The organism is Chloroflexus sp., assembly GCF_034431535.1.
In the GTDB taxonomy this organism is placed as follows: Bacteria; Chloroflexota; Chloroflexia; order Chloroflexales; family Chloroflexaceae; genus Chloroflexus.
Genome location: NZ_DAOUDC010000075.1, coordinates 1 through 13,851 on the forward strand (window position 1 = coordinate 1; position 13,851 = coordinate 13,851).

Here is a 13,851-nt window from a genome sequence, read left to right on the forward strand (position 1 = left end):
CCCGCGCCCGATCCACGCACGGAGAGGGGCAACGCAGGTGGTCACAGCGAGGGTGTGGCGCTGCGTACCGGCCGTGTGCGGGGCCGCGACCTACTGGGTGCGGAGCACTGCAAGCACGGTCGCCACCGTCACGCGGCCAGCCGGTCGGGTGGTCGCGATCCCGCACCTCCCCCACGCGCGCACCGTCGCCGGCGGGGTGCTGTGGTGGGGTACGGTGCGTGACCCGCGTGCCGTCCATTCCGCTCCTGCCGCGTGGTGAGTCATGCGGCATCTCGTATCACGGTGGGAGTAGGGACATCCATGATACGAGGTGAGCTGACTCACCGCAAATACCTGCCCCCGAAAGGCTAGGGGGTGAGGGTTAACGCAAAGGCGCGAAGAACGCAAAGGGCGCAGAGATATTGGTCATCATCCTCTGCGCCCTCTGCGTCCTCGGCGGTAAAAACATACCCCCAGGTGAGAGCTACCGCCAGAGGCTATTCCACAGGTCTTGCAACGTCGTCTGCACGCCGGCAATCGTCTGCCGGATCGGATCGGGCGAGAGGCGCGCATCGAGCCGGGTGCGCGCATCTTCGATCACCTCGTTCAGCATCCGGTGCGCTTCTTCGGCATGCAAACGGGTGAGCAATTCCGCGTAGGCGTCGAGCAGTTGCTCGCGATCGGCCTTCGGCGTCTCTTCTAGCATATTCGCCAAAATCCGGCGCGCGCCGGTATAAAAATCTTCGATCGCCATCGCAGCTTCCTCCTGAGCGAGATGGGTGATTTGGTTGACGGTTAGACGCGCCGGCAGACCGGATCGTTGCGGTGCCACATTCCTATGGATCGGCTATCGCCAAACCATCACGGCGACGTGCCATCACGGCGCAGCACCTCGCGCGAACGCCCGCCATCAGGCGGGCCGACGTAGCCCTGTTGTTCGAGCAGATCGATCAACTGCTGCGCTTTGGAATAGCCGATCCGCAACCGGCGCTGCAAGAGCGAGGCTGAGGCGCGCTGATGTTGGGAGACGAGCGCAATCGCTTGTGGCAGCAATTCGTCTTGCTCGGCGGACGAGAGGAACTCGGCGGGGGGTTGAAAGCCCTCGCCGCTAGCAGCGGGTTGGATCTCGCTCCCGCTCGCCTTCACTTCCTCCGGCTTCGCCTCATCGGGTGGCGCCGCCTTGCGCCAAAAATCAACGATCCGCTCGACCTCGCGATCGGCGACGTAGGTGCCCTGAATCCGCACCAGCTTCGCCGAGTCAGCCGCCATATAGAGCATATCACCGCGGCCAAGCAGATGTTCGGCGCCGGGCACGTCAAGGATGACCCGGCTATCAACTTGCGAAGTGACGGCAAAGGCGATCCGCGAGGGGAAGTTCGCCTTGATCAGGCCGGTAATCACATCAACCGATGGGCGCTGAGTGGCGATAATCAGGTGAATACCGGTCGCGCGGGCCATCTGCGCCAACCGGCAAACATACGTCTCAACTTCATCGGGGGCCATCATCATCAAGTCGGCCAGCTCATCGATCACAATCACGATGTAGGGCATCGGCTCAAGATCGGCCCGTTTGCGCGCCAGTTGGCGATAGCTGTCAATATTGCGGCAAGCGTGTTTCGCAAACACCTTATAGCGCCGCTCCATCTCGCGGGTCGCCCACTTGAGCGTCGGCACCACCCGCTCGACCTCGGTCACGACCGGCGACAGTAGGTGCGGAATGCGATTGTAGACGATCATCTCGACCATCTTGGGATCGATCAGGATCAGCTTCAGTTCATCGGGAGAGTGTTTGAGTAGCAAACCGCACAAGAACGCATTAATCGCCACCGACTTGCCCGAACCGGTGGCGCCGGCCACCAACAGGTGCGGCATCTTGGTCAGATCGGCAATCACCGGCGTACCGCTGACATCCTTGCCCAACGGCAGCTTCAGCCGTCCGCGGTGCAGTTCATACTCTTCGCTATCGAGCACCTCACGCAGCGAAACCATTGCGATCGCGCTGTTGGGAATCTCGATGCCAACCACATTCTTGCCGGGGATAGGCGCCTCAATCCGGATCGATTGGGCGGCCAGCGCCAACGCCAAATCACGTTCGAGCGTCGTGATCTTGGCCACCTTCACCCCGACCGCTGGCTGCAACTCAAACTGGGTCACGGCGGGGCCGGTATTGACGCCTACCACTCGCGCTTCAACCTTAAAGCTAGCCAACGTCTCTTCGATCACGCGCGCCTTCAGGCGGCGTTCTTCGTCGGTAATGCCGCCATCAGGTGCGCGCTCCAAAAGCAGATCGAGCGATGGCAGCGGCCACGCCCGCCGCACCGGCGAAATCTCGAACCCGTCGAGCGCATCTTGCACCACCTCTTGCACCGGTTCCGGCTTGGCCGGCGACGTGCTCACCACGGACGAGCTAGCCGGCTTGGCCGGTTCGGCAGGCGGCGGCAATTCAGGTGTAGGGAGCTTAAACAGACTCGCCCGCGTCGGACGGGCGGCGATCGGCGTCGGCACAATATCATCGGCCTCGCCTTGGGGCGGCGGCGTAAACATGAGATCGGCCAGCGAACGGCGCGGCGGGTTGGCAGGCGCAGCCGGACGGCGCGGCGCGCTCCAGAGCATCTGCCAAAAGGTGGCGGTGCGCTCGGCCATTCCCACCACCAGCTCGCGCATAGTCAGATTGAAGGTCAGCAGCAAACCGGCCAACCCCAGCGCCAGAATCACCGCCACTGACGCGATCGGGCCAATGGCGAATTGCAACGCCGCGATCAGCCAATACCCGATCAAGCCGCCGCCCTCATTGAAACGATCAGCGATCAGAATATGATGCACCGGTACTTCGAGCAAACCCAGCATCGCTAAAAGCACGAGTATCGTACCCAGCACATTGGCCCCGCTCAGGCTGGCGTCGCTCATCCGCTCTTGCCAGAGAATGGCGATCCCAATCAAAAAAAGGGTGAGCGGCACAAAGAAGACCCCGGCGCCGAACAACGAGCGCACGCCGTTGAGGTACAGGCTGCCCAACCCGCCGGCTTCGCCGGTGAACACAAAAATAATCGTAACGGCAGCGATCAGGATCAGACCCAGCGCAAACAGCTCACGCTGATGTTCGGGGCGCAACGAGATAGCCCAACTCGCTTTCGCGCCGCTCTTGCGGCTGCGGCTGCCGGTGGCGCGCCGCTTGCCGGTTGATTTGTTGCCGCTGCGTGAAGCCATTGCTTCTCAGTTCCCTAACGCCTGTGATCTCTAATTCGATTATAGCATATCTGTGCGAGTATTCCATGATATGCAAACCATCTTTACAAATTGTGCGCAACCACATATAATTGTGGCAAGGTATGGGGTAGGTTGCGAAAGCGCCCCCAGCCACGACTGAGAGATGTGCTCTCAGTTCTTCTTTTTATACTGAGGTTTCCCGTCCGCCCGGCTATGCGGAATGGGCAGCGTAGAGGCAGTAGTGATGACAGACAAGCCGACGTACCTGACTCGCGAAGGTCGCGCCCGCCTTGAAGCGGAGCTTGAGTACCTGACGACCGTGGAACGCAAGCAGATCGCTGAGCGGATCGCCGCGGCCAAAGAATTGGGCGACATCTCCGAGAGCGGTGAATATGAAGACGCGAAGAAAGCGCAAGCTTTGCTTGAAGGCCGGATTCGCGAACTGAAGCACCTCCTCTCACGCGCTGAATTGATTGATGAAGATCAGGCGAGCAATGGCGAGGTACGAGTCGGTTCGTCCGTAACCGTCCGGTTTGAAGACGACGGCTCGGAAGAGACGTGGACGATCGTCGGCAGCGCCGAAGCCAACCCGCGCCAAGGCCGCATCTCGAACGAGTCACCGCTCGGCGCCGCGCTGCTTGGCAAGCGCGCCCGCAATAAGGTGACGGTGCATACCCCCTCTGGCGTGATGAAGTTGACGATTCTCAAGGTACGCTAACAGCCATTGTACGCCGGCCGAGCACGGGCGAGGCATGCCTCGCCCGTGCTGTTTTCCGGTATAATGAGGAGAGAAGTGCCGGCGCTGGCGGAATGCGCCGGTGAAATGGCATCGTTTCTTTCAGTATGGAATTGAACGACTTACAAGCCCAACGCGCCGCCAAGCTCGAACAGTTGCGCGCCGCCGGAATTGATCCCTTTCCGCCCCGCTGCTACCGCAGCCATACGATCGACGCGGTATTGGCTGCGTTTGATGAATTAGCCGCTGCCGAGACGGTGATTACCCTCGCCGGGCGCATCGTCGGTGCGCGACGAATCATGGGTAAGATCGCGTTTGCCCACATTGAAGATGGCAGCGGCGAGATCCAGCTCTGGCTCAGCCGGACCGACATCGGCGATGAGTGGTTCGAGCGATTTCGCGATCAGCTCGATACGTTTGATATTGTCCAAGCGACTGGCACGCTTCGCCGCACGAAAACCGGTGAACGTTCGCTGTTCGTGCGCGAGTTGGCGGTGCTGGCCAAGACGATTAATCCGCCGCCGGAAAAGTGGGCCGGTCTGCAAGATGTCGAAGAGCGCCATCGCCAACGCTACCTTGACCTGATAGTGAATCGCGAGCGGCGCGATATTTTCCGCGCTCGGGCCCGCATTATCAGCACCATACGGCATGTGCTCGATGAGCGCGGCTTTCTGGAAGTGGAGACGCCGGTCTTGCAGCCGCTCTACGGCGGCGCTGCCGCGCGCCCGTTCGTTACCTATCACAATGCGCTCGACCAGAATCTCTATCTGCGCATCGCGACCGAGCTCTACCTCAAGCGGTTGATCGTCGGCGGCTTCCCCGGTGTCTACGAGATCGGCAAAAATTTCCGCAACGAGGGGGTTGATCGCTCGCATAACCCTGAGTTTACGATGATGGAGTGCTATCAGGCGTATGCCGATTATCACGCCATGATGGCGCTGGTCGAAGCGATGTTGGGTGAGATTTGCTCTGCGGTGCATGGCACGACCACCATCACCTATCAGGGCCGCGAGCTTGAGTTTCGCCCGCCGTGGCCGCGCCTTGCGATGGCTGATGCAATCGCTGAACGCACCGGGATCGACATTACCAAGCATGCGGATCTGGCCTCGCTGCACGCGGCGATCGCCGATCGCCGCGTGCGCGTCGATCGCAAGGCGTCGTGGGCCAAACAGGTCGATGAACTCTTCTCGGAATTCGTCCAACCCCATCTCTTCCAGCCTACCTTTATCATCGACTATCCGGTGGCGATGTCGCCGCTGGCCAAGCGCATTCCCGACCGGCCCGATTTCACCGAACGGTTTGAAGCCTTTATCGCCGGCATGGAGATCGGTAACGCCTTTACCGAGCTGAACGATCCGTTTGATCAGGAAGAACGCTTCCGCGAGCAGTTGCGCGCTTTCGCCGCCGGCGATGAAGAGGCGCACCAGATGGACGAAGACTTTATCAATGCGCTGCGCTATGGCATGCCCCCCACCGGCGGCCTCGGCATCGGTATTGACCGGCTGGTGATGGTACTGACCGACCAGCCGACGATCCGTGAAGTGATTCTCTTCCCGCATTTGCGGGAACGATCCGATTGAGTGGAGCGGTGCTGGCAAACCGTAACCGGAAAGGAGGCGTCTATGCCCCGCTCATTTACGGTCGAGCGTGAGAGTTTGCCGGCGGTGGTGCAACGCTGGATCGAGGCGATTGGTCTCGGTGAAGAGGAAGTGATCGAGTTGGTCTTTACCGAACGCGAGTTGCTGATCCGCCGGCCGATGAGCCCACATTTGCGCGCTTGGGCCGAGGCGATGTGCGATCAGTACGATCGGGCCTTCCGCCAGATTGTCGGTATCTAAGGGTGCGATGATTGATGCAGCAGCGCGGCATCATTGCGCCGGGCCGGTTTGGATAGGCGCTAGCCGCGCCAATCAGCGCAAGACGATGGAATGAGCGCCATGTTGGACGAAGAAGCGACCCCGATCGTCTATCTTGCTCAAGACGATGTGCTCGATTTACATACCTTTGTGATCGAGCGCTATGGCGGTTTGCTCGGCATCAAGAGCCAAGATCGGTTGCAGATGGTGTTGAACGCGCCACGCCAGATCCTCTTTGGGGCAGAACTCTACCCCGATCTGTGCAGTAAGGCGGCAGTGCTGACCTTTATGCTCGTGAAGCACCATCCGTTCAATGCTGCTAATGAAGCGACGGCTTTTGTTAGTCTGTTACGCTTTCTCGCCCTGAATGGCGCGAGTTTGCGGCCCGAAGTCGGGCCTGATGAGATTGGCTGGGTGTTCCACGCGCTGAGTCACGGTGATATGGATCGGGAAGAGCTTGAGCGCTGGCTGCGCGAGAATGTGGACTGTTGCCATGACGCGAGTGCTGATTAATGGCTCGACTGGAATGTTAAGCGTGCAGGCGGCGCAATTGCTGAGCCAGCAGCATGAGGTGATTGTGCTTGGCCGGCGACCGCCCGCAGGGCCTATCGGGTATGCCGATTGGCTCGTGGCTCGCCTTGATCGCAAACAGATGCTTGAATTGCTGCGCGCTGAGCAGATTGAGACTGTGATCCATCTGGATCTGCTCGGCTTTGATGGGCCATTGCCCGATCACGAGACGACTGTGCAGCATAATGTGATCGGGACAATGGAGCTGCTCGGCGCGTGCCGGGCGGCGGGGGTGCGCCATGTTCTTGTGCGCAGCCACGGCTGGATCTATGGCGCCAGCCCGCTCAATCCACTCTTCATCACCGAAGATCGCCCGATCAAGGCGAACCATAGCCGTGGTCTGTTACGCACCCTCGGCGAGGTCGAGCAAATCGTGGCCGACTTTGCCGCGCGCCATCCCCACATCACGGTAACGGTGTTACGCTATGCGCCATTGCTGAACCAAGATGGCCCGGTGATGAACTATCTCCGCTCGCCATCGCCCCAGATGCTGTTCGGCTTCGATCCGATGATCCAGTTGCTGCACGTCGATGATGCCGCTTGCGCTATGGTCGCCGCCGTGAATCAACCGGTCGGGGGGGCGTTTAATCTCGCGCCTGAACAGCCAATGCCGCTGAGCCAAGCGATCCGGCGGTTAGGTAAGCAACCTGCAACGACAATGGGGCCGCTGTTCGACAACCAACCGCCGCCGGGCTGGCCGTTTGAGGTAGACTACTTGCGCCACCGCTGCACCATCGATCCGCAACGCGCCTGCCATTCGTTGGGATGGGCGGCGCAGTATGATATGGCAGCCGCGCTTGACACCCTCAAGCCATTATCGCCAGAAGACGAATACGCCGCAGCGACGCGCGCGTTGAACGAGTTTCTCAACCGCAGGAGACGGGTAGAATGAACGACGAGCCGGTTACTGCGCCAACCAGCGATCTGGGAGAGCCACGCCGTCCCCGCCGGGGCCGGGCGCGAGCGGTGGCGATTGAGATGGAAGTCGAGCCGCCGCCCACCGGCGCTCCGAATGATCATGCAGCACCCGCTGATCCGGTTGATCCGGCACCAGCGCCAACGGCGCTCGAATGGAATGAATCGCCCCCTGCGCGCCGTTCGGCTGAACAGTTATTTGAGGTCGAGATTGATATTCGCCAACAGAGCGAACAACAACCCGGCCCGCAAGCCGCCCTCGGCAATTTCGCTGCCGGCGTGGTGCGACTGATCGGCGAGAACCTCCAGCGCATGACCAATGAACAGGTCGAGCGGGTCAATAGTATGTTGCAGGGGGTTGATCTGCGCGATTACCTTGATCCCGATTTTTGGAAGGGGATCGGGATGGTGCTGCGGTATCAGATTGACGAGCAGATCAACTTTATCCAGCGCCGGCAACGTGGCGAGTATACGACCGATCCGTTCGGCATGGATCGCGAGATCATTGAAGTCGCCCGCCCGTTTCTCTCGTTTATGTACCATACGTGGTGGCGCGTGCAGGCCAGCGGGCTGGAGCATGTGCCGGCTGAAGGGCGGGCGCTGTTGGTCGCTAACCACAGCGGCGTGTTGCCGTGGGATGGGGCCATGATCGCGACCGCCGTGGTCAATGACCATCCGGCCCAAAACGAGCGGATTGTGCGCTCGCTCCATCTGCATTGGTTTACGACCTTGCCGGTGATTGCGCCCACGCTCGCCGCGTTAGGTCAAGTGCCCGGCATCCCGGAAAACGCAATCCGCCTGCTCGAGCGGGATGAATTGGTGTGTGTCTTTCCCGAAGGGTTAAAGGGAGTAGGCAAGCTCTTCAAAGATCGCTACAAGCTAGCCCGGTTTGGTCGCGGCGGCTTTGTGCAAGCCGCGCTCCGCACCCAAGCGCCGATTGTGCCGGTCGCCGTAGTCGGCGCGGAAGAGATCTATCCGATGTTTGCTAACGCCGAGGGGATCGCCAAACTGCTCGGTTTCCCCTACTTTCCGCTCACCCCATTCTTCCCGTGGTTCGGCTTGCTGGGCGTGATCCCGCTGCCAACGCGCTGGTCAATCACTTTCTGCCCCCCGGTCGACACAACCAACTACGGCCCCGATGCCGCTGACGATCCGATCACGGTGCTCGAACTGTCGGAACAGGTGCGCGAGACGATTCAAGAAACGATCAATCAGAAATTGGCCGAACGGACATCGGTGTTCTAGAGGGGTCTGGCGAGGAAGCGGCGCCCAATATGGGCGCCGCGCCCATTCACGGGCCAACTACGCTTCCGGTTCACCCGGCTGGATGTTTTGCGGCGTCTCGATCCACCCGCGGCGCAGAGCGAAGATCACCGCCTGCGTGCGGTCATTGAGCGACAATTTGCGCAAAATCGACGAAATATGATTCTTGACCGTCTGGGTGCTAATGCCTAATTCATCGGCAATCTCTTTATTGCTGCTGCCGGCGGCAATGCGCTCAAGCACCTCGATCTCGCGCTCGCTCAGCGGCGTAAAAATTTGCAAACCGAGATCTTCGGCAACCATCTGCACTTCCGGCAGACTGCGAAATTGTGAGAGGATCCGGCTAGCGACACGCGGCTCTTCGGTTAAGACATCATTAATCACATACTCGCCGCGCGCCACGCGCCGCAGAATGTCGGCCAAGGCAGCGGGCTTGATATCTTTCGAGCGGTAGGCGGCGGCACCGGCGCGCAAGGCGTTAAACGCCGCTTCATCGCTCTCGTGCATGCTCAGCATCACGACGGCAATACTGGCGTACTGCCGACGCACCTGCCGGGTCAACTCTAAACCGCTCATGCTCGGCAGATTGAGATCAACCAGCATCACATTCGGTTCGAGGTTGGGATCGACTTGGGCTAACCACTGCAACGCCTCTTCACCATTCCCCGCCTCACCCACAATCTGGATGCCCGGTTCGTGGGATAACGCCCAGCGCACCCCCTGCCGGAACAGCGGATGGTCATCGACGATCAACAATTTTACGGTTGGGTTGGCCATGGCGCCGGTTCCTTTCCCTGACTGCACAGCCATCTGAGGTATGCTTCAACCGGCTCAACGGGCACGTCCATACCGGCAGCGCGGAGCAGGTGCGCCACTGCCGGCAACGGTAATCCTACCACATTGGTGTAGCTGCCTTCGATTGCGTCAATCAATGCCGCGCCACCGCTTTGCAAACCGTAACCGCCCGCTTTATCCAGCGATTCGCCGCGGGCAACATAGGCAGCGATCGCGTCATTACTCAGGGTGCGGAAATGCACCCGGCTCGCCACAAGGTCAAACAAGATTCGCCGGCCATCATACAACACCCCGCTGTGCTCGGCGGCTTGGGGCAACAAGAGGCACAAACCGGTCAGCACCGTGTGCGCGCGCCCGACCAAGCGCCGGATCATTGCACAGGCATGGTCTTCATCACGCGGCTTGCCTAACACCATACCATCGAGCACCACTTCGGTATCGGCAGCCAGCACGATCGCATCAGGATGGTGCCGGCCAATATCAGCCGCTTTGCGCCACGCCACGAGGGTGGGATGCGCGTCGATCGGTAAGGGTTCCGGCAACGGCGGCAACGCTGCCGCCAGATCAACCGGCGCTGGCGCGGGATGATCTTCAGCCGGGCTGGCCAGACACGTATATTCCACGCCAAGATAGGCGAGCAACTCGCGCCGGCGGGGCGAGGCAGACGCCAGAATGAGCGAATGAGACGACGAGGTGGGCATACCAATCCTGATATCGCTATCTTTTAAGCCATCAGCGCATCGATCATAACATGGCTGGCTATGCTGCGCAAGATTGCACGAATGATGAGCGTGCGTCAGCACCATGCATTGCTTTGTTAGTAATTCGTTGACAAAGTTGACAGTCGCTAACAGAACCGTTATAATCCCGCCTAACGATGTACAGTCTCTTACCAACGCCAATCGATCGTCGCCGCACCTCGCCTCATGCTATTCTGGTCCACGTATACCGGCTTGTAAAGCCTCCGCTCGCTCATCGGCCACAGGCTGATACTGTGATAGGACAAATGGCGTGCAGGTTCTGGAAAGGGGGTGATGCGGCGAAGAGAGAACGCAATGGCGCGGCCGATCGAGATACGGTATGGCAAGAGATTGGAAGTCGTTCATTTCGCTGCCCTCAGATGTTAAGGAGGACACAGACAGATGGCAAGCTTTACCAAGCGAATCATTGCCGTCGCGATGGTGATGGCGATGGTGATTCCCATGCTGGCAGCTTGTGGTGGCGCCGCCCAGCCGCAAGTTATCCGCGAGACCGTTGTAGTCGTGCAGACGGCCGAGCCGGTGCGCGAGACGGTGCGTGAGACGGTCGTTGTCACCGAAGAGGTGAAGGCCGAGCAATACACTACCCCGCACCCGATCCTGAGTGATTTGCGTGTCCGGCAGGCAATCGCCTACTGCACCAATCGCCCCGAGCTGATCCAGTCGGTTTACCCCTACCTGACGCCCGAACAGCAGCAAGAGCTGCTGATGGACACCTTCCTGCCGAAGGCCCACTGGGCAGCAGCCAAGGAGAACATCACCACCTATCCGTTTGACCCCGAAAAGGGCAAGGCGTTGCTCGAGGAAGCCGGCTGGACGGGCAGCCCGACCCGCGCCAATGCCAACGGCGAACCGCTGGCGCTGAGCTTTACCACTACCAATGCCCAGTTCCGCCAGACGTGGTCGGCAGTCTTCATCCGCCAGATGGCGGCTTGTGGCATTCAGGTCATCCCGACTTACGCCCCAGCTTCGTGGTGGTTCGGCAGCAGCACCGGTCTGCGCCGCCGCGACTTTGAGCTGGGCGCCTTCGCGTGGGTTGGTCAAGCCGATCCGGGCGGCCAGACGCTCTACGCCTGCAATCAGATTCCGCTGCCTTCCAACAACTGGGAAGGCCAGAACTACATGGGCTGGTGCAACGAGCGGGCGAGCCGCGCGATCATTGCTGCGAACAATACCCTCGACCGCGCCGAGCGCATCCGCCAGTATGCGATCGTGCAGGAAGAGTTCACCAAGGACATGGTGAGCCTGCCGCTCTTTAACCGGCTTGAGGCGTATGCCGCCAGCAACCGGCTGAAGAACTTCAAGCCTAATCCGACCGAGTACTACACGGCTAACGCCGATGAGTGGGAGCTGACCGATAACGGTGACACGATCGTGCTCGGCTTCACCCAAGAGCCGCAAACGATGTGGAGCTTGATCGAGAGTGCCGCGGTGCAGCGGGTGGCAGTGAACCTGCTTGGTGTGCCATCGACCACGACCTACGACTACGACTACCAGCCGATTGGCCTCGATGGCCTTTCGACGATCGAGAGTGGTCGAGCGACCAATGCTGATGTCGAGGTCAAGGAAGGTGACATCGTTTGGAATACCGATGGTGAGGCTGTACCGTTGGCTCCTGGGGTCGAGATCGTTACCGCTGATGGTGAGACCATCACCTATCAGGGTGGTACGGTCAAGATGAAGCAACTGTCGGTGACCGATAAGTGGATCGCGGGCATCAAGTGGGAAGACGGCGAGCCGCTGAAGAAAGCCGACTTCGAGCTGGCGTACAAGATCAACTGTGATCCGGCTTCGGGTGCGACCTCACTGACCTACTGCAACTCGGTTAAGAGCATCGATTTCAAGAGCGACACCGAGTACACGGTTACCTTCCACCCCGGTGTCCAGTGGCCGACCTACTTCGCCGGTGCCGGTTTGGGTGCCTATCCGTCGCATCAGGTGTTGAGCGATGGCCGCAAGCTGGCTGATGTGCCCGCGGCAGAGTGGCAGACCCTGCCCGAGATCATCGAGCGTCCGCTCAGCAATGGTCCCTACATCCTCAAGGAGTGGGTCAAGGGCCAGAGCATGACCTTCGAGGCGAACCCGAACTACTACAAGGGTGAAGTCAAGGTCAAGCGGGTGATCATCAAGTTCATCGCCGACACTAATCAGGCGGTGGCCCAGTTGCTGACCGGCGAAGTGGACGTGCTGGGCAGCGAGACGTTGGGCGCCGGCGCTGAGGTGCAGACCGTGATCGAGGCTGGCAACCGCGGCGAGATCCAAGCCTTTGTGGTGCCCAGCCCGACGTGGGAGCACATCGATATGAATCTCTTCACCAAGTAAGCGATTTGGTTGGCCGGTAACCGGCACGGCGATGGGCAGATCGTTGCCCATCGCCGCGCCTGCTCTATGGGTGAACACAACAGCGCAACGCTGCTCAAGAAAGCTGCTTGACAATCGTGACCTCGCGCAGTCGGCCACGATCGGTCGTTCCCCAACGTTTAGGAGTATTACTATGGCAGGTTATCTTGCCCGCCGCTTCGTGCAAATGTTTTTGGTGGCACTGGTAGCGGCAATCTGCGCCTATGGCATGTTGTATTTGGTGCCCGGCGGGCCGATTGATCAATTACTGGCCGAGCGCCAGAATGCTGGGCAAAATCGAATTACAGAAGCAGATATTCGCCGCGTGCGCGAGCGTTTTGAATTGGATATTTATTTGCCCTTCCGTTTTACCCGCTGGCTGATTGGCTGGCCGGCCGGGCCGCTTCCGGGCGGGATTGGCGCCGATTGGCAGATCGGTTGCGCCGTACCGGGGCAAGTGCGCCTGCGCTACCCTGATGGCCGGATCGAGGTGGTTGAAGATGGTTGTGAAGTGCCGGTCACAATGGCCGATTTGGAAGGCCGCAAAGTGAGCCGTGGCATCGTGTTCGGTGATTTTGGCATCTCGCAGGTGATGTTGCGTGGCCGGCCGGTGAGCGATCTGATTATGACTCGCTTGCCATACACCCTCTATCTGATGGGTACATCGATTTTGCTGTCAATTTTGATCGCGGTGCCGATCGGCGTATACTCGGCAGTACGCCAGTATTCGCGTTTCGACTATATCATGACCACGGTCGCCTTTATCGGCGCATCGCTGCCAAGCTTCGTCTTTGGCATCTTCGCAATCTTGCTCTTCTCGGTCTTGGCCAAGAATGCCGGGTTGCCGTACCTGCCGCCGGGTGATGCGGTCGGGGTGCGCGATTATACCATCCCGTGGATCGGCACCGTGCAGGCCGGCTCATTCCTCGACCGCTTCCTGCGCTTCTTGATGCCGTGCGGTGTGTTGACCTTTATCAATATCGCCGGCTGGAGCCGCTTCGTGCGCGGGAGTATGCTTGAGGTGCTGAGCCTCGATTATGTGCGCACTGCTCGCGCAAAGGGTGTAGCGGAGCGGGTAGTTATCTTGAAGCATGCCCTGCGCAATTCACTTATTCCATTTGTGACTCTGCTGGCCGGGATTTTGGTGGCCCTCTTTAGTGGGGCGTTGATTACCGAAACGGTGTTCAATTGGCCTGGCATCGGTCGTTTGTTTATCGATGCCCTCGGTCGTAACGATTATAATGTAGTGATGGCGTTGCTAATCATCAATGTGGTGCTGTTGCTGATCGGTATTCTGATCACCGATATTCTGTATACGGTAGTTGACCCACGGATTCGCTTGACGTAATATATCTGTCCTGCGTACTCGATGAAATTACGGTATCATATAGATTATTACCGGCAATGAGGCCGGTAATGGTTCATCACCACG

Annotated in this window: 13 protein-coding genes; 9 read left to right on the top strand and 4 right to left on the bottom strand. The window is 59.6% G+C overall.

From position 1 onward, the window contains the following. On the top strand, nucleotides 1-259 hold a 259-nt coding region (locus U9R61_RS19075), incomplete at its 5' end, for a hypothetical protein (protein WP_322490399.1). A gap of 204 nt (nucleotides 260-463) precedes the next feature. Here the strand turns inward: U9R61_RS19075 and U9R61_RS19080 are convergent. Then, nucleotides 464-733: a hypothetical protein gene (locus tag U9R61_RS19080; protein WP_066787866.1), complete on the bottom strand. Its 270-nt coding sequence runs from the start codon at nucleotides 731-733 to the stop codon at nucleotides 464-466. Nucleotides 734-840: 107 nt separating this feature from the next. Then, nucleotides 841-3,186: a DNA translocase FtsK gene (locus U9R61_RS19085; RefSeq protein ID WP_322490400.1), complete on the bottom strand. Its 2,346-nt coding sequence runs from the start codon at nucleotides 3,184-3,186 to the stop codon at nucleotides 841-843. A gap of 244 nt (nucleotides 3,187-3,430) precedes the next feature. Here U9R61_RS19085 and greA point away from each other — a divergent pair, with 244 nt between their 5' ends. From greA to U9R61_RS19115, 6 genes are all read left to right on the top strand, one after another. Further along, the gene (gene greA, locus U9R61_RS19090; protein ID WP_322490401.1) at nucleotides 3,431-3,904 is read left to right on the top strand and encodes a transcription elongation factor GreA; all 474 of its coding nucleotides are present in this window, start codon (nucleotides 3,431-3,433) and stop codon (nucleotides 3,902-3,904) included. Between the two features lie 125 nt (nucleotides 3,905-4,029). After that, a complete protein-coding gene (gene lysS, locus U9R61_RS19095) occupies nucleotides 4,030-5,502 on the top strand; it encodes a lysine--tRNA ligase (RefSeq protein WP_322490402.1) in 1,473 nt (490 codons plus the stop codon). A gap of 42 nt (nucleotides 5,503-5,544) precedes the next feature. Continuing rightward, a complete protein-coding gene (locus U9R61_RS19100; RefSeq protein ID WP_066787879.1) occupies nucleotides 5,545-5,760 on the top strand; it encodes a hypothetical protein in 216 nt (71 codons plus the stop codon). Between the two features lie 99 nt (nucleotides 5,761-5,859). Next, the gene (locus U9R61_RS19105; RefSeq protein WP_322490403.1) at nucleotides 5,860-6,291 is read left to right on the top strand and encodes a type II toxin-antitoxin system death-on-curing family toxin; all 432 of its coding nucleotides are present in this window, start codon (nucleotides 5,860-5,862) and stop codon (nucleotides 6,289-6,291) included. Beyond that, nucleotides 6,272-7,240, top strand: a complete 969-nt coding sequence (locus U9R61_RS19110; RefSeq protein ID WP_322490404.1) for an NAD-dependent epimerase/dehydratase family protein — start codon at nucleotides 6,272-6,274, stop codon at nucleotides 7,238-7,240. Before U9R61_RS19105 ends, U9R61_RS19110 begins: the two co-directional genes overlap by 20 nt. Then, nucleotides 7,237-8,508 (top strand): lysophospholipid acyltransferase family protein, encoded by a 1,272-nt coding sequence (locus tag U9R61_RS19115; protein ID WP_322490405.1) that lies wholly within the window; start codon nucleotides 7,237-7,239, stop codon nucleotides 8,506-8,508. The genes U9R61_RS19110 and U9R61_RS19115 overlap by 4 nt, the downstream gene beginning before the upstream one ends. Before the next feature lie 57 nt (nucleotides 8,509-8,565). On the opposite strand, the gene U9R61_RS19120 is transcribed toward U9R61_RS19115, so the two are convergent. Then, nucleotides 8,566-9,303, bottom strand: coding sequence for a response regulator transcription factor (locus U9R61_RS19120; RefSeq protein WP_322490406.1), 738 nt, complete (start codon nucleotides 9,301-9,303; stop codon nucleotides 8,566-8,568). Further along, nucleotides 9,285-10,022 (bottom strand): Maf family protein, encoded by a 738-nt coding sequence (locus U9R61_RS19125; RefSeq protein ID WP_322490407.1) that lies wholly within the window; start codon nucleotides 10,020-10,022, stop codon nucleotides 9,285-9,287. The genes U9R61_RS19120 and U9R61_RS19125 overlap by 19 nt, the downstream gene beginning before the upstream one ends. Before the next feature lie 441 nt (nucleotides 10,023-10,463). On the opposite strand from U9R61_RS19125, the gene U9R61_RS19130 reads away from it, so the two are divergent. Next, nucleotides 10,464-12,401 (top strand): ABC transporter substrate-binding protein, encoded by a 1,938-nt coding sequence (locus tag U9R61_RS19130; protein WP_322490408.1) that lies wholly within the window; start codon nucleotides 10,464-10,466, stop codon nucleotides 12,399-12,401. A gap of 172 nt (nucleotides 12,402-12,573) precedes the next feature. Further along, nucleotides 12,574-13,767: an ABC transporter permease gene (locus U9R61_RS19135; protein ID WP_322490409.1), complete on the top strand. Its 1,194-nt coding sequence runs from the start codon at nucleotides 12,574-12,576 to the stop codon at nucleotides 13,765-13,767. The last annotated feature ends 84 nt before the right edge of the window (nucleotides 13,768-13,851 follow it).

Coding starts and splice junctions, on each gene's coding strand:
- U9R61_RS19135 (WP_322490409.1), top strand. CDS start 12,574: ATGGCAGGTTATCTTGCCCGCCGCTTCGTGCAAATGTTTTTGGTGGCA.
- greA (WP_322490401.1), top strand. CDS start 3,431: ATGACAGACAAGCCGACGTACCTGACTCGCGAAGGTCGCGCCCGCCTT.
- U9R61_RS19100 (WP_066787879.1), top strand. CDS start 5,545: ATGCCCCGCTCATTTACGGTCGAGCGTGAGAGTTTGCCGGCGGTGGTG.
- U9R61_RS19085 (WP_322490400.1), bottom strand. CDS start 3,186: ATGGCTTCACGCAGCGGCAACAAATCAACCGGCAAGCGGCGCGCCACC.
- U9R61_RS19110 (WP_322490404.1), top strand. CDS start 6,272: ATGACGCGAGTGCTGATTAATGGCTCGACTGGAATGTTAAGCGTGCAG.
- U9R61_RS19125 (WP_322490407.1), bottom strand. CDS start 10,022: ATGCCCACCTCGTCGTCTCATTCGCTCATTCTGGCGTCTGCCTCGCCC.
- U9R61_RS19080 (WP_066787866.1), bottom strand. CDS start 733: ATGGCGATCGAAGATTTTTATACCGGCGCGCGCCGGATTTTGGCGAAT.
- lysS (WP_322490402.1), top strand. CDS start 4,030: ATGGAATTGAACGACTTACAAGCCCAACGCGCCGCCAAGCTCGAACAG.
- U9R61_RS19130 (WP_322490408.1), top strand. CDS start 10,464: ATGGCAAGCTTTACCAAGCGAATCATTGCCGTCGCGATGGTGATGGCG.
- U9R61_RS19105 (WP_322490403.1), top strand. CDS start 5,860: ATGTTGGACGAAGAAGCGACCCCGATCGTCTATCTTGCTCAAGACGAT.
- U9R61_RS19115 (WP_322490405.1), top strand. CDS start 7,237: ATGAACGACGAGCCGGTTACTGCGCCAACCAGCGATCTGGGAGAGCCA.
- U9R61_RS19120 (WP_322490406.1), bottom strand. CDS start 9,303: ATGGCCAACCCAACCGTAAAATTGTTGATCGTCGATGACCATCCGCTG.